Genomic DNA, 20,309 nt, shown 5'->3' on the forward strand with positions numbered 1-20,309 from the left:
TCCACGCCCTCCAGGGCCAGGCGCGTGGGGTCGAGGCGGATGTCCAGCGCGTCGCCGGCGACGACGATGCCGCTGCGCACCTCGACGATGCCCTGCACCCTGGAGATCGCCGCCGCGGTCTTGTGGGCCAGCGCCGCCAGCTGCCGCGGATTGTCGTCGAAGATCTTGATCTCCACCGGCTGCGGCACTGCGGTGAGGTCACCGACCAGGTCCTCCATGAGCTGAGCAGTGTCGATGGCAATCCCTGGAACACGGGCGTGAATGCGGGCTCGTACTTGATTGGCGACCTGCCAGATCGGCTCGCGCGGCAGCGGCTTCAGGCGCACGAAGAAGTCGCCCGCGTTGGCGTGGGTGATGCCGCCGCCGAGTTGCAGCCCAGTGCGGCGTGAGAAGGTCTGCACCTGCGGTGTAGTGCGTAGGATGTCTTCGATTTGAGTGAGTAAACGGTCAGTTTCTGCCAACGAAGTGCCCGGAGGGGTCCTATAGTCGAGGACGAATCCACCTTCATCCATGCGAGGCAGGAAGCCGCTGCCCACCGCGTGGTAGGCAATCCAGCCGGCGGCCAGCAGCGGCACTACCCCGAACAGGGCCATCCAGGGCTTGCGCAGTAGCGCCGGCAGCAGACGGGCGTAGCCGCGCTGGAAGGCGCCGAGCACGCGTCCATGCTCGCGCTGATGTTCGCGTGCGATGTCCTGCGCGCTCAACAGTCGGTCGGCCAGCAGCGGCACGGCCAGCCAGGAGACGAAGAAGGAAATGACCAGCGACGCGGCCATGGTCAGCGCCAGCGCCTTGAAAAACGCACCGGTGACCCCCGACAAGAAGGCCAGGGGGATGAAGATCACCACGGTGGACGCGCTCGACCCCGCCAGTGGCTGGAAATACTCCATCGCCGCGCGCATCACCCCGCCGTGGCGCGCCGGCTCCCCCGGGGGGGCGGCGCCGCCGCCTTCGCCCAGGCGGCGCACGATGTGCTCGCTCATCACGATGGCGTCATCGATCACCAGGCCCACCGCGGCGGCCATGCCCCCCAGGGTCATGATGTTGAAGCTCATGCCCAGCGCGTACAGCAGCACCACGGTGGCCGCCAGCACCGCCGGCACCGTGACCATGGCGATCAGCGTGATCTTCAGGCTGCGCAGGAACAGCAGCAGCACGAGGCCGGCGAGCACCACGCCGATGAGAATGGCGTCGCGCACGCTCAGCGCCGAGTCGATGACCAGCTGGCTCTGGTCGTACCAGTTGGCCAGATGCACCCCGGCGGGCAGTTTGGTGGAGGCCAGCAGCTGGCGCACATCGCGGGCGATCTTCACGCTGTTGCCGCCGGGCTGCTGGTAGATGTTGAGCAGCACTGCGGGCTTGCCGTCGGCGGTGACGGTCGTCCATTGGGGCAGCGTGCCGCGTGCCACGGTGGCCACGTCGCGAAGGCGCACCACGCCGGTGGGCGTGGCCCGCAACACCAGGTCGCCGATCTGCCGGGCGTCGTGCAGGCGCGAGTCGGCCAGCGCCAGCAGCAGCTTGTAGCGGTCCTCCAGGTGGCCCAGCGCCTTGACCCCGTTGCCCCCCGACAGGGTGCGTTCGACCTCGCCCAGGCTGAGGTTCAGGGCCTGCAACCGCGCCGGGTCCACGATCACGTGGTATTCCTCCTGCCGGCCTCCCTGCACCTGCACGCGCCCGACGCCGCCCACGCCCGACAGCAGCGGGCGCAGGTCGAGCTGCGCCAGGTCGTACAGCTGTACCGGGCTCAGCGTGGAGGAGGTGAGGCTGTAGGCGATGATCGGATCCACCGTGGGGTCCATGCGCTTGCTGCGGATAGTGGTTCCCGGCGGCAGCATGGGCAGGACCTGGTTGGCGGCTTCGTTGACCTGCACCGCGGCCAGGCCCATGTTGCTGCCCCAGTGGAAGGTGACGTAGATGTCCGAGGATCCGCGGCTGGTCTCCGAGCGCACCGTGACCACGCCGGGCACGCGGCGGATGGCCTCCTCCAGCGGCTGCGTGGCCTGCAGCACCATCTGGCGCGTCGGGCGCACGCCGGCGTCCACCGACACCACGACCCGCGGGAAGCTCACGTTGGGGAACAGGCCCACCGGCAGCTTGAAGGCGGCCAGGATACCGCCGGCTGCCAGCAGCAGCACGAGGAACAGCACCGAGCGGCGATGCCGCTGCAACCACAGCGAGGCGTTCATCGGGCCTGCCCCTGCGCGGTGTCAGCGCCGGCGCGCAGCGCCATGCCATCCTTCAGTTCGTAGTTGCCGAGCACGACCAGGGGCAGCGCGGGCTGCAGCGCGCCGGAGATGGCGCTGCGTTCACCCTCGTCGCCCTCCACCCGCACGGCCACGCGCCGGGCGTGCCCATGGTCGTCCTGGAACACGTAGGCCTGTCCGTCGGCGTCGCGCAGCACGGCCTGGCGCGGCACCAGCCAGCCGCTCCAGGCGTGCAGCGGCAGGCTGGCCTGCACGGCCAGCCCGGGCAGCAGCCAGCGTAGCGTGGCGCCCAGCGCCAGGCGCACCTCGACGCGTCCGCTGGCCGGGTCGACGCGTCCGGCCACGTCCAGCACGGTGGCCTGCACGCTCTGTGCGGGATCGAAAACCGAGGCCAGTTGCGCGACGGTGCCGGGAGCCAGCTCGGAGGCCTGCCGCGGGTCAACGCCCACGACTGCCTGCAGCCCGGCGCCCGGCGCCAGGCTGAGCGCCGTGCCCCCCGCGGCCAGTTGCATGCCCGGGGTAGCCTGCACGGATTGCACCAGTCCGTCGAAGGGTGCGCGTACGATCTCGCGCGCCTGATCCATCCCCTGGGCCTGCTGCGCGGCCAGCGTCGCGCGCGCATCGGCCAGGCTCTTGCGCGCTGCGTCCACCTGCGATTGCGTGGCCAGCTGCTGGCTCTGCAATTGCAGCAGCCTGCCCAGATCGGCCTTGGCGAAGCGCAGGGCCTCGCGGGCCTGCGCGTACCTAGCCTTGCCGGCCGGGGTGTTGTCGACCTCAAGCAGGACCTGGTCCCTCCGCACGCCCTGGCCCGGGCGCACCAGCACGCGGCGCACGCGCACGGGGCGCGCGAAGTCCACACTCAAGGTGCCGCCGCTGGCCGTGCGCACGGTGCCTACGGCCTCCACGCTGCGCGTGAGCACCCCGCGTTGAAGCGCGGCCATGCGCACGAGGGCGCTGGGAGCCACGTCGGCCAGCGCGGGTGCGATGGTGGCGGCTGCAAGCGCCGCGGCGAGGATCAGGGCCCATCGTGTGTTGCCGGGCGGCAAGTCGCGAAGCCGCGGCGCGGTCGCGGTCGCAAAGGTGTGCAGGCTCATGATTTGAAGGGCGTGGGATCAGAGGAAGATGCGTTGGCGCCTCCGCGGTACAAGCCGGCGCCGGTGAGCAAGTCCAGGCTGACCGCCTGTTCGGCCTGCCGTTGTTCGACGTCCAACAGCGCCAGGCGCTGTTCGAGCAGGGCCAGTTGCTGAGATTGGGCCTGCGGCAGCGTGTAGCTACCGTCGGCCAGGGCCTGGCGCGCGGCGGAGGCGGCCGTGCGCAGCGCAGGCAGGCCGGCGCGCAGCGCGTCATGCTGCCGTCGCAGCAACGCCAGGTTAGCCAACGCCTGTTCGACGTCCGCCTGGGTCTGGTCCAGGCGCAGCTGGTAGGCATCGCGCAGATCACGGCGCGTGGCGCGGGCCATCGCGATGCGCCCGCGCGAACCGTTGAACAGCGGCAGGCGGAAGCTGACCCCGAAGCCGACGGTGTTCACGTTACTGACGTCCCGCGCGCGCCTCAGCCCTACGCTCACCGAGGGAAACTGCTGCAGCACGGCCTCGCGCAAGGACTCTTCCTGGCTGGCATATCCGGCGCGCAGCGCGAGCAGGTCGGGGCGGATGTCGGCCACACGCGCCAGCGCCGCACGGGCCTGCGCCGAGGCCTCGGGCGTGATCCCGGGCAGTCCAGCCAGGTGCAGCGGCACGCTAGGCGCGAGGCCGAGCAGCGAATGCAGGCTGGCTTGCAGACCTACGCGGCTTCGCTCGTCGGTTTCCAGGCGATGGCGCAGCGACTGCAGGCGCAGCAGTTGCACGTTGGCGTCGCCGCGCGGCAGGTTGCCTTGCGCCACGGCGGCGAGGCTGCGTCGCAGGCTGCGGCGTACCAGCGCCAGCTCGCGCAGTAGCAACCTACGGCGCGCCTGCAGTGCACTCAGTCGCACGTAGATCAGTTGCGCTTGCGAGGCGGTCTGCCATTCCTGCCACAGCAGGTCCAGGTTCACGCTGCGTACATGCTCGCGCGCCGCCGCTTCGGCGGCGGGTCGAGTGAGCAGGCTGCCGAGGTCGAAACTCAGGCCGTAGCCGTAGTGACCTGCCCCGGGATTCTCGGACCAGCTGAAACTTGAGATGATGGCTCCCGCCGACAAGGAGGGAGTGGTGAGGAAGAGCCGGTTCAGCGAAGAGAAGATGGTGTCGATCCTGCGGGAGGCCGACCGGGAGCCCGTGGGCGAGGTGGCCAAGCGACACGGGATCAGCGAGCAGACGATTTACAACTGGCGGCGGCATTTCGGGTCCATGGACACGGCCGACGTCAAGAAGCTGCGGGAGCTCGAGCAGGAGAACGCCCGGCTGAAGAAGATGCTGGCCGATCGGGACCTGGAGATCGACGTGATGAAGGAGATCGCCGCAAAAAAATGGTGAGCGCGCAGGCGCGTCGCGAGCAGGTCCGGTTCGCCGTTGGGCGGGGCCTGTCGCAGCGAAGGGCTTGCGCGCTGCTGTCGGTGGCGAGGTCGACCTTGAACTACATGTCGAAGATGCTGAAGAAGGATGTTGCAGCGCTGGGTGCGATGAGCGTGCTGTCGGCGCAGTACCCGCGCTTCGGGTATCGGCGCGTGCATGTCTTCATGGAGCGTCAGGGCTTCCAGATGGGCCATGGCCGGGCGTGGCGGCTGTGGAGCAAGGGCAATCTGCAGGTGCCGCGCAAGCGGCCCAGGAAGCGCGTGGCGGCAAGCCGGCCGCGACCCTGCATTCCGCGCGGGCCTGGCCAGGTCTGGGCCTACGACTTCGTGCACGACGCCTGCGCCAACGGACAGAAGATCAAATGTCTGACCGTGATCGACGAGTTCACCAAGGTCAGCCTGGCGATCGATGTGGCCGGGTCGATCCGATCTGGGCGGGTGGTCGAGGTGCTGTCTCAGCTCGTCAGCGTCCACGGCGCGCCGAGGTATGTTCGGTCCGACAATGGTCCCGAGTTTGTCTCGCGGGCCATCCTGCGCTGGGCCAAGGCCGAGAACGTCGACCTGGCGCTGAGCGATCCGGGTAAGCCCTGGCAGAACGGTGTCGACGAGAGCTTCAACGGCAAGTTCCGGGACGAATGCCTGAGCCTGGAGTGGTTCAGGAATCGCACCGAGGCGAAGGTCGTCATCGAGCAATGGCGACGGCATTACAACGAGGTTCAGCCGCACAGCAGTCTCCGCTACCGGACCCCGAACGAGTTCGTGCAGCAAGGGTATTCAACCGCGAAACAGGGGGCTGTCGTCCAGGAATGAGTGGTCCGACGAACCGTGGCAGGTCAGTAGGCCATGCTGGTGGCGCCCGGACTGTGGCGCGGGAAGTCGCGCGAGGTGGAGAACTGCGGGTCGGGCAACAATCCGGCGGCGAAGGCCTGGGCCTGCGCCACGCCCAGGCGGTCGCGCGCCAGACGAAGTTGCGGGTTGTCGAGCACGGCGAGCGCGGCCACCGCAGCCAAGGGCAAGGGCTGGTCGAGGTCGATGCGCTGGGCGGCCAGACGCGGCAGCGGGATGCGGGCGGTATCGACGCGTAGGGACCGCAGATGACGCGCTGAATCGGGCCGCTCGGCCAACGGCTGCGCGCGATAGCTGGCACAGCCGCCCAGCACGAGCAGCAAGGTGGCCAGGCTAGCGGCCCGGCTCAGGTGACGAGCCCGGTCGCGCTGGCTGCGCACCTCGCTGACGAAGGCCACGAGACTCGGCTGCGCGCGGGCTTGATTTAAGCGTGTCTGTACCGTAGGAAGATGGCGCATTTTCTGGTGTGGCAATCGAGTGGAAGCTGGCGAAATGGCTCCGAGGCATTTCCTTCTTTACGAAAGAGTAGTTGCCAAGACTTAGCCTGCTATTAGCCTTGTTTGAGATTCTGTTGGTACGGCCATACGACGAGCTGCGTCTGGGCACGCCGTGCAGGGAGGACGAGCGCGTGGCCGAGCTCATTTACAAGACGCGGCAAAACCATTCGAGCGCTGGCGCTCGACGCACTTGACCAAGTGCGCCGTCGCTCTCGAGGCCAAGACTTGCCCACCAGTGTGCATCGCCACCTCAAACGCCTCACCCATTTGCGGCTTCTGGAAACGTTGCGCGACTTCGTCGGCATGTACCTGAACCCTTCCGACAGCGCCCTGGTTCTGTGCGTCGTCGAGAAGATCCTGTGCCAGGCTCCGGAGCGCTTGCCGCCCCTGCCCTCCCTGGACCTGGACTTCGTCGAGGGCGTGACCGCACCTAGGTGCACCGCCAGTGCCGGGCGCCTAAGCCGCTGCTAAGGGAGGGTCTCTAGTCTCGCATAGACCAAGTCGAAGAAACTCAGCAGAGCGACCGATGCGTACGACGAGTCTCAGCAAGATCCCTCCGATCGGCCTGTCCTTCTGGATCCTCAAGGTCCTCGCCACCACCCTTGGTGACCTGTCGGGGGACTTTCTGTCCGTCACGCTGCACTTGGGCTACTCGCTGGCTCTGGCCGCCGCCGTCTTGGCCATGTTGGTCCTGCTGGTCGCGAATATTCGCTCGCGCCGGCTTCGGCCTCTGCATTTCTGGGCCTTGATGGTCGCCATCTCGGCGGTCGGCGCCGAAATATCAGACACGCTTTCCCGGGGCTCCGGCTGGGGCACGGCCTTCACCGGACTCGTGCTGTTCGCCGGCCTCTTTGCCACCCTCTTGTCGTGGGGCATATGCCGCGGTCTGCCGGCGTTGGGGTTCATCGCCGACCGGCGCGATGAGGTCTGGTTCTGGGCGGCAGCGCTGCTGGGCAACAGCCTCGGCTCAGTGCTCGGCGATTGGCTGGGAGATCGCTGGGGCTTAGGGTTCGCAGCGACCAGCGCGCTGTACGCGGCACTCCTGGCCCTGCTCTGGTGGGGGCGCCACACCACGCGCATCGACAGGCGCCTGCTGTTCTGGGCAGCCTTCGTACCGAGCCGTTTCCCGTTTTAGGAAACATTCCCGCCGATTGCGCGCAAGCCGGGCAGATCGACGCGCACGACCAGCCCCTTGCGCCGATCGTCCCGATCGTGCAGCGAGATGTGCGCGCCGATGCGCCGTGCTGCCTCGCGTGCAATGGCCAGTCCAAGGCCGGTGCCTCCGATCTCCTGGCCCGCCAGGCGGTGGAAGGGCTTGAAGACCTCGTCACGCTCGCTCGGCTCCACCCCGGGGCCGCTGTCGATGACCTCGCACCGCGCACCAGCGCCGAGCGTGGTGATTCGAAGCGTGACCTCGCCTCCCGCAGGGGTGTACTTCAGGGCATTGTCGATCGCATTGCCCAGGATGGCGCGCAGCAAGCGCGCGGAGCTGACGACGGACGGCACGTCGCCAGCCTCCATGCCCAGGTCGATTCCCCGCTGTCCGGCGACCGGGACATGCATCGCCAGCAGCTCGCGCCCCAGGGCCACGAGGTCGACGCTTTCGCGGGGCGCATCGGCGCTTTCGATGCGCGCCAGGTCGAGCAACTGCTCACTGAGCTTGCGCGCGCGTTCGATGCCCTGCTCCAGGGGCGCCAGGCGAAGCCGGGCTTCGTCGAGGGACTTCGCGTGACGCAGGTTGCGCGCCTGCAGGGCCAGCGCCGTCAAGGGCGAGCGCAGTTCATGGGCGGCGTCGGCGACGAAGCGCTGCTGCTGGCGCATCAGCTCGCGCGTGCGCCCGAGCAGTCCTTCGATGGCGTCGACAAAGGGCTGGATCTCCGCCGGCATGCCCCGCAACTCCAGTGCCGGTTCCTGCACGGTCTCGAGCGCTTCCAGGCGCCTTGCGGCGCGCACCACGGGCTCGAATTCCCGGCGCACCCCGCGACGGATCAGCCACACCAGCAAGGGCACCAGCAGCAACGACGGCAGCAGCGCGCGCAGCGCCCCGTTCCAGGCCAGCTCGTCGCGCGCATCGGTGGCCTGCGCGACCACTGCGGTGTAGGGCCCCTGCCGCTGGACGTACACGCGCATGCGGCCCGTGCGGGTGTCGACCGTGTGCAGCCTGGAACGCATGGCCGATCCCAGCCATGCCGGTGCCGGATCGATGGGCAGCATCGACACGTGGATGCGCGAATCGTGGTCGTCGAGGCCCCCGCGCCCCGGGGCGGACATTTCATGCCCGGGGTGCCGCAGCGCGAGCGCGGCGACCTGGCGCAGCATGTCGTCCTGCGATTCGCGCAGCTCGCGCCAGGCGAGCACGAACTGGGCCGCGGCCGCCAGCAGGCCGAGGCCGACGACGGCGACGCCCAGGTGCAGCACCAGTCGACGCTGGAAGGAGCTGTTCATCGCGCCTTGTCCACCATCCATCCCGCCCCGCGCACGTTCTTGATCACGTCGGCCCCGAGCTTCCTGCGCACGCCGTGGATCAGGAAGTCGACCGCGCTGCTCTCGACCTCCTCGTTCCAGCCGTACAGCCGGTCCTCGAGCTGGGCGCGGGTGAGGATGGTTCCCGGGCGCAGCAGCAGCGCGTGCAGCAGCGCGAATTCGCGCGCGGTCAGCACCACGCTCAGGTCGCCGCGCCGGGCCTCGCGGGTGGCGGGATCGAGCCGCACGTCGCCGTTGCCCAGTTCGGCGGCCGCCTGGCCGGACTGGCGGCGCACGACCGCGCGCATGCGCGCCAGCAGCTCGTCCATGTCGAAGGGCTTGACCACGTAGTCGTCGGCGCCGAGGTCGAGCCCGCGTACGCGGTCGGCGGCCGCGTCGCGGGCCGTGATCAACAGCACCGGCACGCGGTCACCCCGCTCGCGCAGGCGCTGCAGCACGCTGAGGCCGTCGCGCCCGGGAAGCCCGATGTCGAGCAGCATGATCTGGTGCTGGCCGTCGCGCAACACACGGTCGGCGGTTTCGCCGTCGCGCACCAGGTCGACCGCGTAGGCGGCGTCGCGCAACGCGACTTCGATCGCCGCGGCGATCATCGGATCGTCCTCGATCAGCAGCGCGCGCATGAGGCCTTGCCCCGCGGCTCAGTGCGCGACGGCCGCCGCGCGCTGCGGCAGCAGGCGAAGCACCAGCACCATGGCCCCGAGCAGTGCGGCCGAAGCCGCGAAGCGGCTGAGCTCGAGCCCGCCGGAGGCGATCGGCTTGTCGAGGAAGTCCCCCAGCACGGCGCCCAGCGGGCGCGTCAGGATGAAGGCGGCCCAGAACAGCGCGGTGCGCGATGCGGCGGCGCGCCAGTACAACAGCGCGACCACGGCCAGCGCCGAGCCGAACACCACGGCAGCTCCCTGGTAGCCCAGTCCCGCCGTGTCGGCGCTCCAGTCGCCCAGGGCGGTACCCAGGGTCTGCGAAAACATGATGGTCACCCAGTAGAACATTTCGGCCTTGCCCGATTGCACGCTGCCCACCGCGACACTGCCGGTGGAGCGCTGCCACAGCAGCAGCGAGGCGCCGAGCAGGGCCAGCAGCAGGCTGGTGCCGCCAGCGTAGCCGATGCCCAGGGAGCGATCGGCGAAATCCGCCAGGGTGGTGCCCACCGTGGTCGTGGCGATGATGGTCGACCAGTACAAAGCGGGGTGAAAGCGCCTGGCGCGCATCTGCGCGAAGACCAGTGCGGCGAACAGGGCCGCGAAGACTCCCGTGGCGGCTAGGTAGCCCAGGTGCAGGGACATCGAGACCGCGTCCCCGGCCGTCTCGCCGAGGGTCGTGGCGGCAATCTTGACCAGCCAGAAGCCCAAAGTGGCTTCGGGGACCTTGGCAAGGACGGATTCAACGCTTGTGGTTTTCATGGATCGGTGGGTGATCGAGGCTGGGGAAGGGCCCCGGCGCCGGCCGGAGCCCTACCGGTTACTCAGTCCTTGTTCGCTCCCTCGACGCTGTCCTCGAGCACCTTGCCCGTCCTGGCGTCGACGCCGAGTTCCCGCTCGCCCTGTGGCGTCTTGAGGTCGAAGGAATAGCGCAGTCCGCTACCGCCCTTTTCACGTTCGAGCTCGCGATCGGTGATGGTCGCGCCGGGAACGGCCTTGAGGGCGATCTGCGAAGCCTGCTCCATGGTGACGGTCGCGTCCTTGGCATATTTCTGGCCGTCGTAGGCATGCGCCGCGGTGGCGGCGATCAGGACCGCGCCCGCGGCGCCGACGATGACCAGGGGCTTGTGCAAGTTCATGGAAACACTCCTGAGGATGATGGGCCCGGCGGCCCGGTGGCCGTGGGCAGCGTCGATGCGGCGCATGAGCAGGAGTGTGCGCGGGCAGGTTTAGCTCACATTTAGCGTGTGGCGCGTCGTCGTCCAATGCAACGATTTGGCGACCGCGGTCGGGCCTGATTCGTAAGCGTATGTCAGCCTCAGGCGACTTGTCGGGTCATGGCGACACTGTAAAGCCGCGGAATTGCAAGGTTTGTCGCTTCAGCGGGCCACGTTTGTCCCGAATCGGCGACGCCTTAACCCCCGCGGCCCGGCATCGAGAGGACTCAAGCCTCCATCGCGGCCGGGCTCTTGCTGATAAACCATGGAGAACAAATGGGTATTTTCCTTTGGCACGCCCGTTGCATTGCGCTCGGCAGGGTCCGACGCCCGGACCCTGCGGCCACCAACGGCTGTGCCGCCTTGTACAAACCTTCAAGAGGAGTTTTCGATGACTGCTTCCCGCACATTCGCCCGCGTGATCGTCGCCGCCGCCGCACTGTCCGCGCTGGCCAGCCCGCTGCTTGCCAACGCCGCATCCATGGCCCACCACAACGGCAAGACCGGCGCCTCGGCGCAGCAGTCGAAAGCCGCGAAGAAGTAATCGCAGGCGTGCCTCCCGCGAGGCCGGTGGCGTTTGGCGCCCCGGTCCTTTTCATGGCCGCGCGCGGCGCCTGCTATGTCGACGCTAAGAATGGGCGGGAATACTCGGCGAGTCCCATACCCTGCTTGACGATGCACGCGATCCAGAATCTCAATCACGCCCTGTTCCTGCTGCTCAATGCCGGCGCGACCACGCCACGCTGGTGGATCGACCTGGCGGTCTTCGTCGCCAATGACCTCGTCTACGGCGTGCCGGTGCTGCTGATCGGACTGTGGCTTGCAGGTGGTCCGTCGCGTCGCGGCGCCGCACTCCTGGCCTTTGCGATCGCCATGGCCGCGCTCGGAGCCAACCAGCTCATCGGACTCGCCTGGTACCAGCCTCGCCCCTTCGTGATCGGGCTGGGCCACACCTGGACCTCCCATGTGCCCGACGCTTCGTTTCCCAGCGACCATCTGACGCTTTTCACCTCCATCGGGCTGGGGCTGCTCTTCGGTGGGCTAAAACGCGTCGGCGCTGCGACCCTCGTCGTCGGACTGCTCGTCGGCTGGGCGCGGGTCTACGTCGGGCTGCACTTCCCGCTGGACATGGCAGGGTCGTTGATGGTCGCGACCCTCTGCAGCGCCGTCATCGTGCCGCTGTGGCAGCGCATGGGGGTAGCCTGCACGACACGCCTCCAGAGCGTCTACAGGCTGGTGCTGGCGCGCCCGATTGCCAGGGGCATCCTGCGCGCCTGACTCGAGCCGATCAGCAAGCTTCGAGCCCTCGCGCGCGTCGCCTGGGCGGATGGCAAGGCGCAGCAGCCTCAGTCGAGGCTAAGTCATTCCTGGTAGGGTCTCGCCGCTTCCATCCCCGCACGGGCCGACCGTCCCCGTGGCCGTGCGTTGTTCTCCCGCTGGCTCAAGGCTCCGCATGACATCCTCGATCTCCCGTCTTCTGTCTTGCCTCACACTTCTGGCATGCGTCGCTGGCACGGTGCAGGCAGCGCCCATTTCCCAGCAAGTTCGCACCATCCATGTGCTCGGCCATCCCTTGCGGAGTTTCGATATCGGCTACGCGCAGAACGGCGTGTACGCCTTCGCCGACCGCTCCAACCACGGCGTGGACCTGATCGATACACGTACCTTGCGATTCCTCGGCCGTGTGCCTGGCTTCGCAGGGCCGAGGAGCGGGGGCGAAGGCGGCCCGAACGGCGTGCTCATCGTGCATGGTAAGCAAATCTGGGCAGGCGACGGTTCCAGCCGAGTTCGCGTGGCGGATATCGCCTCGCGCCGCATCGTTGCCACCATCTCGACCGGCGGCAAAAAGCGCGTGGACGAACTCGCATACGACGCGCGGGACCATCTGGTGATCGCTGCCAACAATGCCGACGATCCACCATTCCTCAGCTTCATCTCCACCCGCGCCCCCTACCGCGTTCGCGCTCGCCTGATGCTGCCCCAGGCCACCGGCGCACTGGAACAGCCGCTGTGGGATGTGCGCAGCGGCATGGTGTACGTGGCCGTTCCGCAATTACACGGCATTGCGGCCCATGGAGGGGTTGCGGTGATCGACCCGCGCAGCGCACGCCTGGTGGACATGCACGAGTTGAGTCGATGCATGCCCGCGGGGCTGGCGCTCGGTCCTGGAGGCAAGCTGTTGGTCGGCTGCAGCGACGACGCGGTCGCTGCCGGCTTCAAGGCGAAGTCCCTGCTGATCGACCCCGCCTCCGGCAAGCTCCTGCGGACCTACGATCAAGTCGGCGGCTCCGACGAGGTCTGGTACGACCGCGCGCTTGGCGACTTCCTGCTCGCGGCCGTGGCCAACCCGGGTGGGCCGGTGCTGGGGGTGATCGACGCGCGCGATGGGCGCTGGATCGCCAACCTTCCGAGCGGCCGTCACGCCCATTCGGTGGCAGCGGATCCGATCAACGGACGCGCCTTCGTTCCGGTGGCTGCGGGCGACAGCGCCTGCGCCGGAGGTTGCGTGAAAGTGTACGGGAAGTGATGGCCCTCTACGCCTGCACCTTGGAGTCGTCGTGACGCTGTTGCTCGTCGTTCAAGGATGCGGGCCATGAAGTGCAGGACGCGCGAGACGGTGCCAGCGAGCACAGCGCACTGCCTGACCACGCCTACCAAATGGTCCTGGTGGACATCACTCTGCCGCGGCCCTGCCTCACAACCACATCGCCGCCGGCGCCTGCGCTCAGTATTCCAACCACCTCTCCGTCGAGCAGCCCTACAGCGGTCTTCCAGGCGTGGGGCCTAACAGCCCAGGCGGCAATTACGACAGTGACATCTAGAACCAGCGGGACCTCGCATTGTTCGCGCAGGACACCTGCAGCCCGACGAGTACCGTGCATGTCACGCCTGGGTTCGAGCCGTTTCCACGCTTGCATGGTAATCAGTTCGAAGGTATCGGACTGGGACTTGCCATTGCGCTGGAGGCGGCCAGGCGAATGGGTGGGAAACTTTCGCTGCATGACGGTCCCGATGGACGAGGTCTCTTGTTCCGCCTGGAACTTGTCCGAGGCTGAACTCGGCCTTCGGGTCAGGCCCCCAGGCACACGCATGCGCGGAATGTTGGCTATATTGTTCTGCGCCTGATGGCTGCCTGTGGCCATGCGTTCCTTCATCGATTCATGGGCATGCTTCCAGAACGAAAACTCGCGCTGGCGGCACGTTGGCCCAGACTACATGGCTGGCGCGCTGCTCGAGGCCCGAGCATTCATGGCGCAGTCTGTCGCGCAGGTCGTAGCTGAACTGCACGGCGTGTCCGCCGCGGCGCAGCACTTTCTGCCATTGCGAAACGATTTGCCGGGCATCAGCCTGTGGCAGCGACCGCAAGGGCAGGCTGGAAACGATAGCGTCGACTTTCGCTGCGGCAGGCAAGAGGTGCGCCAAGCGCAGCGCATCGCCATGCAGGACGTTGAGCGCGGGAAATCTGCGGCGCAAGTGCCGAACGAACTGCGAGGAGCGTTCCACGACCACGAGGCGATCCGCACGAATGCCGCCCTCCAACAAGGCCTTGGTCACGCACCCGGTCCCGGCGCCCAGTTCGATCACCAGCCCGTCGCCCGATCGCGGCACGCAGTCGGCCATTCGCCGTGCGAGGCGATCTGAACTCGGCCACACTGCGCCTACCTCCGCCGGATGGCGTATCCATTCGCGCAGAAAGATTGACGTGGCGCTGCTGCCCATGCCCGAGCGCAGACGCGCCAGCGCGGGAAGCGGTGCCGATTGGGTTCGACCCAGTCGGTCTGCAGGGGCTTCGGTGTCGTTCATGCGCTTGCGATCATGGATGGCGTGTCGGCAGGCTGAAGTATCCACAAACTGGCTTAGGGTAGACATAGCCAAGGCGTGGCAGCACGACGACGGGAGCATGCTGGATCAAGGCGGCGTCGCAACGGCTCGCGGACAATGCAACGCAGACGCAGTGTCGCGCTCCATGAAGAGGCGACAGAGCGGTGCTCCACACACGTCGAAGGGACCATGATGTCGGCCCAACCGGATGAACTGCGCGTACCCGGCGGCTTGACCGATGCACAAGTCGCCGAGCGGATTGCACGCGGGCAGGCCAACCGCACGCGCTCGCGGCCCAGTCGAACGCTGCGGCAGATTGTCGCCGTGCACGTGTACACCCCCTTCAACGCACTGCTGGGCGCGCTGTGGTTGCTGGTCATCGCGGTGGGGACCTGGAAGGACGCCCTGTTCGGCGGGGTCATCGTGGTCAACGCCGCCATCGGCATCGCGCAGGAACTGCGCGCCAAGCGCACCCTGGATCGGCTGGCCCTGCAATCTGTGGCGCGCGCTCGCGTGTTGCGCGCCGGCGGCATGGTCGACCTTGCGCCCGAGGACATCGTGCAGGACGACCTGCTCGATCTGGGCGCGGGGGATCCAGTTCCCGTCGACTGCACGGTGCTCGACGCCACGGACCTGGAGCTCGACGAATCCCTGCTCAGCGGCGAAGCGGATGCGGTGCCTCGCCGCGCGGGCGACACACTGCGCTCGGGAAGCCTGGTGGTTGGCGGGCGGGCGCGTTGTCGTGCCACCGCGGTGGGCGAGGCGGCATGGATCCAGGGCCTGCAGCGGCAGGCGAGGCGTTTCAACCTCGCCCATTCCGAGTTGCGCGCGGGAATCGACCGCATCCTGCGCCTCGTGGGCTGGGCGCTGTTGCCAACCGCCACCTTGCTGTTCGTCACCCAGTTCGCACTCGGACTGCCCGCCGGCGCGGCGCTGCTGTATGGGGCCGCCGGCGTGGTCGCCATGGTGCCCCAGGGCCTGGTGCTGCTGAGCAGCCTCGCGCTGGCGGTGGGGGCGGTGCGGCTGTCGCGTCGGCACGCGCTGGTGCAGAACCTGGCCGCCACCGAGGCGCTGGCCCGGGTGGACGTGATCTGCCTGGACAAGACCGGCACCTTGACCGAGCGCGACTTGCGCGTGGCGCGCATTGAGATGCTCGCCCAGGAGCCATCGGCCTTGACTGCGCTGGCCGCATTGGCCGCCGCCGAGCCGCGGCCGAATGCCACGCTGCAGGCCATCGCCCAGCGCTGGCCCGCGCAACGCGGCGCGCCGGCGGTGGTGCGCAGTGTCGCGTTCTCCTCGGCACGTAAGTGGAGCGGCGGCGTGCTCGAAGGGCTCGGCACCTGGCTGCTTGGCGCTCCCGACGTGTTGCTGGCGAAGCACGGCTCGGTCGATTCGGCCCATCCCGTCTTGGCTCAAACCACCCAATGGGCGTCGGAGGGCTTTCGGGTGCTTTTGCTCGCGCGCGCTGCAGGTGAACCGGACGAGAGCCATCCGCCCATGGAAGTCCGGCTGGTGGCGCTTATCCTTCTGTCCGAACAGATCCGCGCCGACGCTCGATCGACGCTGAGCGATCTTGCCGGACAAGGTGTCGCGGTCCGGCTGATCTCCGGAGATCATCCGGCCACGGTCGGCGGTGTCGCGCGCGAGCTGGGCATCGGCGACGCCGCCCAGGTCGTCGACGCTTCAGGGCTCAGTGACGCCGAGCTTGCCGCAAGGGTGCCTGCGCACAGCGTGTTCGCGCGCACCTCGCCACGGCAGAAGGAGTTGATCGTCGGCGTCCTGCAGTCCGCGGGCCACCCGGTGGCCATGGTCGGCGACGGGGTCAACGACATCCCTGCGCTCAAACGCGCCGACGTCGGCGTGGCGATGGGCGCGGGTACCCCCGCGTCGCGCGCGGTGGCGCAGTTGGTGCTCCTGGACAACCGATTCGCTGGCATGCCGGCGGTGATGGCCGAGGGTCGCCGTGTGGTGGGCAACATCGAACGCGTGGCCGTGCTGTTCCTGACCAAGAGCGTGTACGCCATGCTGCTGGCGCTTGCGGTCGGGGTGGCGGGAGTGGCTTTCCCCTTCCTGCCCAGGAATATTTCCCTGGTCGACGCGCTGACGCTGGGCATCCCCGCGTTCCTGCTGTCGCTGGAGCCCAACGGGCAGCGCCTGCGCCCGGGCTTTGTCGAGCGGGTGCTGCGGTTTGCGATTCCAGCCGGACTGTTCGTGGCCGCCGCGGCCTTTGCGGCCTTCGCTCTGGTGCGCGTGCAGGGCGGGGGGGCTCTGCCGCAAGCGCGCAGCGCGGCCACGTTGGTGCTGTTCGCGACCGCGCTGTGGGTGCTGGCACTGGCGGCAGCGCCCTTGCATGCCCGACGGGCCTGGCTGGTCGCCGCCATGGCCTTGGCCTTCCTCCCGACGCTACTGGTACCCCAACTCCGGGAATTCTTCGCGCTGCGCAGCCTGTCGGGCGCCGCATGGCTGCAATGCGCGGCGATCGGCGCCGCCGCGATGGTGGCGTTGCATTGGAGCCGCGCCGTAGCCCTGTCCATGCCCGAGCGCCGCGCGCGCAACCGTCGCTGGAACGGGCATGAGCTGTTGCGCTGGCTGGTCGGCGCCGACAGCCCGAAGGTGTTCCTCGCGGTCTCGGCGCTGTTGGTGGTCGGCGGCGCCTGGTTGTTCTTCGGCGTGCTGGAGGATGTGCTCAGCCATGATCCCCTGGTGCTGGTGGATGTGCAGGTCTTCCACCTTGCGCAGGCGCTGCGTGGCCCGACCACGGATCACCTGATGGTGGGCATCACCGAACTGGGCGACGCCGCCGTGCTGCTGCCCTTGATCGTGGCCACGCTCGCCTGGTTCGTGGCGCGCAGGCTGTGGCTGAGCGCGGCGTACTGGGTGGGGGCGGTCGGCGTGGCCCAGCTCCTGGCGCAGGTCATCAAGCTGGCGCTGCACAGGCCACGGCCGATGCCGCTGTACGCGGGCGCCCAGGCGTTTTCCTTTCCCAGCGACCACGCCGTCATGAGCGCCGTGGTCTACGGAATGCTGGCCTGGCTGTTGTTGCGGCGGGCCTCCCCGCGTTGGCAACGCGTGGGCGGTGCCGCAGCCATGACGCTGGTTCTGCTGATCGGGCTATCGAGGGTGTACCTGGGAGCGCACTGGCTGTCGGACGTGCTGGGTGGCCTCGCCTTCGGGGTCGGCTGGGTCGCGCTGGCGGCGATGGCCTACACCTACCATTGCCGCGAGCGCTTGCAGGAACGCTGGCTGGCGATGCTGCTGCTCGGAATTTTCATGGCGGCCGCTGTTGTGCATGGGGTGCTGGACCATCGTAGGGATATGCAGCGTTATGCCCCGAGCGCAGTGCCGACCAGCCGGCCATTCGCGAGGGACTCGATTTGAACAAACAGCGCACCAAGCTCGAGGTCATGCGCCAATGGGCTCGCACGCTCAAGATGGACGCGCACGCCCTGTGGCTCGCCGGGCGGGATCCGCGCACGCCCTGGTACGCCAAGGCGCTGGCTGTGGCGGTTGCGGCCTACGCGCTGTCGCCGCTGGACCTGATCCCGGATTTCATTCCGGTGCTCGGTTTGCTCGATGACCTACTCGTCGTGCCCCTGGGCATTGTGGTGGCGGTGCGTCTGATTCCGCCCGAAGTGATGGCCGAGCATCGCTGCGTGGCGGCAAGCGCGGGGGCACGGCCCGTCAGCCGGATTGCGGCAACGCTCATTGCGCTGACCTGGGTCGCCGCAGGCTTCGCGTTGCTTCGTGTATTGTGGGCGCGTTGATGGCTCTCCCGGCAGACCCCATTCAAGCCGCACACAGGGGCTGCGGGCGACCGAATTTGCATGAATCGCGCCGGTGAGGGGCGCGGTCGAGTAGCTACGCCAACACCGAGGCAGTCGGGTCCGCCTGGCCTGAATTCGCTTCAGCGATCTGCCACTTCCGGTACCTGCCGTCAGTGCCCCACCGGCGTGCTGGGAACCGCGTGATCACTTCTTGGCATGACGCCAGCGCGCCACGCGCTGCGGCCTGCGCGCACCGCAGCCGCGAATGCGCCGGCCATTTCGACCGGATCGCGTGCGCGCGAAACCGCCGAACACAGCAACACCGCGTCAAAGCCAAGTTCCATCGCGTGTGCCGCGTGCGAAGGCGCGCCGATGCCGGCATCGATGATCAGCACGGCCTGTGGCAGGCTACGCCGCAGGTACTGCAGTGCGAACGGGTTGAGCAGGCCCTGCCCTGATCCGATGGGCGCGCCCCAGGGCATGAGCACCGAGCAGCCGGCGTCAAGCAGGCGCTTGCAGCTGACCACGTCGTCCGTGCAGTAAGGCCAGACGACGAACCCTTCACGCACCAACGTCCTGGCGGCCTCGACGAGTTCAACGGGATCGGGCTGCAGCGAACCGCGATCTCCGATCACCTCGAGCTTGATCCAGTGCGTGTCGAACAATTCGCGTGCCATCATCGCGGCGTTGACGGCGCTTCGCGCATCCGTGCAGCCGGCGGTGTTGGGGAGAAGGCGGGCTCCGACAGCTCGCACCGTCTCGCGCAAGGTCGGCACGAAAGAATCGGCCTCGCTGCCTTGCTGGATGCGCTGGATGCCGACGGTGACGATCTCGGCACCGCTGGCGACGATCGAAGCGCGCATGATCTGCGCCGACGCAAAGCTCGCACTGCCGAGCAGCAGCCTGCTGCGCAGCTGCGCAGCGTCGACTTCCCAGACGCCATCCGCAGGAGAGAAGGGTTCACCCATGGTCTTCATCAGGTTCCGAGAAAGTTGAAGCGAATCGGCGGGAGCCGGCCGTCCACCAGGTCGGCCAGCGCCGCTGCCGAACCACACGCCAAGGTCCACCCCAGGCTGCCGTGCCCGGTATTGAGATACAGGTTGCGCAAGCGGCTTCGACCAATCAGGGGAACGTTGCCGGGAGTCATCGGGCGCAATCCGGTCCACGAAATTGCTCGCGACGTGTCGGCGGCACCGGGGAACATCGCCTCGACGCGCGCGGTCATCGCGGCACAGCGGCGATCGTCGATGACGCGCGTCCATCCTCCGACTTCCGCCATGCCCGCCACCCGCAGCCGATCGCCTAGCCGCGAGAAAACCAGCTTGTTGCGCTCATCGGTCAGCGAGACCTTCCAGGCCGCAGCCGCATCGGCAACCGGCAGGGTCACCGAGTATCCCTTGACCGGATGAATGTGCACCACGAGCCCTGCAGTGCGCGCAAGCGGCACGCTCCAACTCCCACATGCGAGCACGTAGGCATCGGCCGTGATGCGCTCGAACCGGCCATCCGCGGCCGTCGATTCGACATGCGCGATTGCGTTACCGGACCGGCACAACGACGTCACCGTCTGGCCCAGCAGGAAATGCACGCCCTCGCGCGCGCAATGCGCGGCCAATTCGCGGGTGAATGCGCAGGCATCGCCCGATTCGTCATAGGCGGTGTACGTCGCGCCCACCAGCCGGGCTCGCATCGCGCGCAGAGCGGGCTCGATCGACAGCGCCTCCTCGACGTCGACCAGGCGTCGCTCGCAGCCGAGTTCCTGCATGCGCCGGGTGCACCGCGCAGCGGCGCGCAGGGCGGAGCTGCTTGCATACAGATGCAGGATGCCGCGGCGCTGCTGGTCATAGCTCAGCGAGCGGCGTTCGCGAAGCGCGTGGAGCATGTCCCGGCTGTACATCCCGAGCTGCAGGATGTCGTGCATGTTGCGTTCGGTTCGCCACGGCACGCATTCGCGCAGGAATCGCATGCACCAGGCCCATTGCCGGGGGTCGGCGCGCAGCCGCAGCCGAAGCGGCGCGTTGTCGCGGCCCAGCCATGCCAGCAACTGGCGGGGCACCCCGGGGTTGGCCCAGGGTTCCGCCCCGCTGACCGAGATCTGTCCGCCGTTGGCATGGCTGGTCTGCGACGCGACATGCGCCTGTCGCTCGACCACGGTGACTTCGTGTCCTTGCTCGCGCAGAAAAAAGGCTGACGCGACGCCGACCACTCCGGCGCCGAGAACGACGATCCTCATGATGCTCCGTGACGGCGGGTCAAGCACTCGGCGCGTGCCGCGGCGGCCGCGCGTGACATGGCGTGCAGGAATCCCATGGCCCCATTGGAGAGCACCGCGGGCGCGGCGATCTTGACACC

The 20,309-nt window shown here is 68.1% G+C and carries 18 protein-coding genes and 1 pseudogene; 8 read left to right on the forward strand and 11 right to left on the reverse strand.

Translation table 11 applies throughout. From position 1 onward, the window contains the following. The 3 genes from D466_RS0113525 to D466_RS21805 all read right to left on the reverse strand — a co-directional run. On the reverse strand, positions 1-2,183 hold a 2,183-nt coding region (locus D466_RS0113525), incomplete at its 3' end, for an efflux RND transporter permease subunit (protein WP_018914249.1). Then, the gene (locus D466_RS0113530; protein ID WP_018914250.1) at positions 2,180-3,295 is read right to left on the reverse strand and encodes an efflux RND transporter periplasmic adaptor subunit; all 1,116 of its coding nucleotides are present in this window, start codon (positions 3,293-3,295) and stop codon (positions 2,180-2,182) included. The genes D466_RS0113530 and D466_RS0113525, both read right to left, overlap by 4 nt. Continuing rightward, entirely contained in the window at positions 3,292-4,377 is a 1,086-nt protein-coding gene (locus D466_RS21805) for a TolC family protein (protein ID WP_051083760.1), read from the reverse strand. The genes D466_RS0113530 and D466_RS21805 overlap by 4 nt, the downstream gene beginning before the upstream one ends. 10 nt (positions 4,378-4,387) lie before the next feature. Here D466_RS21805 and D466_RS0113545 point away from each other — a divergent pair. After that, positions 4,388-5,499, forward strand: a protein-coding gene (locus tag D466_RS0113545; RefSeq protein WP_156004310.1) for an IS3 family transposase whose coding sequence is annotated in 2 segments (ribosomal slippage) — positions 4,388-4,646 and positions 4,646-5,499 — 1,113 coding nt in all. Because the reading frame shifts where the segments join, the coding sequence is not laid out codon by codon here. Between the two features lie 23 nt (positions 5,500-5,522). On the opposite strand, the gene D466_RS0113550 is transcribed toward D466_RS0113545, so the two are convergent. Then, complete coding sequence (locus D466_RS0113550; protein ID WP_026285257.1) at positions 5,523-5,933, reverse strand: hypothetical protein; 411 nt, start codon at positions 5,931-5,933, stop codon at positions 5,523-5,525. Positions 5,934-6,257: 324 nt separating this feature from the next. On the opposite strand from D466_RS0113550, the gene D466_RS21810 reads away from it, so the two are divergent. Continuing rightward, positions 6,258-6,503: a hypothetical protein gene (locus D466_RS21810; RefSeq protein WP_038166301.1), complete on the forward strand. Its 246-nt coding sequence runs from the start codon at positions 6,258-6,260 to the stop codon at positions 6,501-6,503. Between the two features lie 55 nt (positions 6,504-6,558). Then, positions 6,559-7,167, forward strand: a complete 609-nt coding sequence (locus tag D466_RS21815; RefSeq protein WP_018914254.1) for a hypothetical protein — start codon at positions 6,559-6,561, stop codon at positions 7,165-7,167. Here D466_RS21815 and D466_RS0113565 read toward each other — a convergent pair. From D466_RS0113565 to D466_RS0113580, 4 genes are all read right to left on the reverse strand, one after another. Then, positions 7,164-8,477: a HAMP domain-containing sensor histidine kinase gene (locus D466_RS0113565; protein WP_018914255.1), complete on the reverse strand. Its 1,314-nt coding sequence runs from the start codon at positions 8,475-8,477 to the stop codon at positions 7,164-7,166. The two genes, D466_RS21815 and D466_RS0113565, sit on opposite strands and share 4 nt — an antisense overlap. Beyond that, the gene (locus D466_RS0113570) at positions 8,474-9,136 is read right to left on the reverse strand and encodes a response regulator transcription factor (RefSeq protein WP_018914256.1); all 663 of its coding nucleotides are present in this window, start codon (positions 9,134-9,136) and stop codon (positions 8,474-8,476) included. Before D466_RS0113570 ends, D466_RS0113565 begins: the two co-directional genes overlap by 4 nt. Before the next feature lie 18 nt (positions 9,137-9,154). Then, positions 9,155-9,916: a membrane protein gene (locus tag D466_RS0113575; RefSeq protein ID WP_026285258.1), complete on the reverse strand. Its 762-nt coding sequence runs from the start codon at positions 9,914-9,916 to the stop codon at positions 9,155-9,157. A 62-nt stretch (positions 9,917-9,978) separates the two neighbouring features. Further along, complete coding sequence (locus D466_RS0113580; protein WP_231385736.1) at positions 9,979-10,359, reverse strand: PepSY domain-containing protein; 381 nt, start codon at positions 10,357-10,359, stop codon at positions 9,979-9,981. 403 nt (positions 10,360-10,762) lie between these two features. Here D466_RS0113580 and D466_RS24040 point away from each other — a divergent pair, with 403 nt between their 5' ends. The 3 genes from D466_RS24040 (at position 10,763) to D466_RS0113595 (ending at position 12,898) form a co-directional block, all read left to right on the forward strand. After that, the gene (locus D466_RS24040) at positions 10,763-10,915 is read left to right on the forward strand and encodes a hypothetical protein (RefSeq protein ID WP_156004312.1); all 153 of its coding nucleotides are present in this window, start codon (positions 10,763-10,765) and stop codon (positions 10,913-10,915) included. Positions 10,916-11,046: 131 nt separating this feature from the next. After that, positions 11,047-11,649, forward strand: a complete 603-nt coding sequence (locus D466_RS0113590) for a phosphatase PAP2 family protein (RefSeq protein ID WP_026285259.1) — start codon at positions 11,047-11,049, stop codon at positions 11,647-11,649. Positions 11,650-11,824: 175 nt separating this feature from the next. Continuing rightward, positions 11,825-12,898 carry a YncE family protein gene (locus D466_RS0113595; RefSeq protein ID WP_231385737.1) on the forward strand — a complete coding sequence of 358 codons (1,074 nt, stop codon included), beginning with the start codon at positions 11,825-11,827 and terminating at the stop codon, positions 12,896-12,898. Between the two features lie 632 nt (positions 12,899-13,530). Here D466_RS0113595 and D466_RS0113600 read toward each other — a convergent pair. Beyond that, positions 13,531-14,091 carry a class I SAM-dependent methyltransferase gene (locus D466_RS0113600; RefSeq protein ID WP_038166303.1) on the reverse strand — a complete coding sequence of 187 codons (561 nt, stop codon included), beginning with the start codon at positions 14,089-14,091 and terminating at the stop codon, positions 13,531-13,533. A gap of 294 nt (positions 14,092-14,385) precedes the next feature. Here D466_RS0113600 and D466_RS21820 point away from each other — a divergent pair, with 294 nt between their 5' ends. After that, positions 14,386-17,571, forward strand: coding sequence for an HAD-IC family P-type ATPase (locus tag D466_RS21820; RefSeq protein WP_196803481.1), 3,186 nt, complete (start codon positions 14,386-14,388; stop codon positions 17,569-17,571). 29 nt (positions 17,572-17,600) lie between these two features. Beyond that, a pseudogene (locus tag D466_RS0113610) lies at positions 17,601-17,957 on the forward strand (DUF1232 domain-containing protein); the annotation flags it as partial. Positions 17,958-18,127: 170 nt separating this feature from the next. On the opposite strand, the gene D466_RS0113615 reads toward D466_RS0113610, so the two are convergent. Together D466_RS0113615 and D466_RS0113620 are read right to left on the reverse strand one after the other, a co-directional pair. Beyond that, positions 18,128-18,934 (reverse strand): thiazole synthase, encoded by an 807-nt coding sequence (locus tag D466_RS0113615; RefSeq protein WP_018914265.1) that lies wholly within the window; start codon positions 18,932-18,934, stop codon positions 18,128-18,130. Beyond that, complete coding sequence (locus D466_RS0113620; RefSeq protein ID WP_018914266.1) at positions 18,934-20,190, reverse strand: D-amino acid dehydrogenase; 1,257 nt, start codon at positions 20,188-20,190, stop codon at positions 18,934-18,936. The genes D466_RS0113615 and D466_RS0113620 overlap by 1 nt, the downstream gene beginning before the upstream one ends. Positions 20,191-20,309: the final 119 nt, after the last annotated feature.

The sequence above is a fragment of the Thiomonas sp. FB-6 genome, assembly GCF_000377645.1.
Classification (GTDB): Bacteria; Pseudomonadota; Gammaproteobacteria; order Burkholderiales; family Burkholderiaceae_C; genus Thiomonas_A.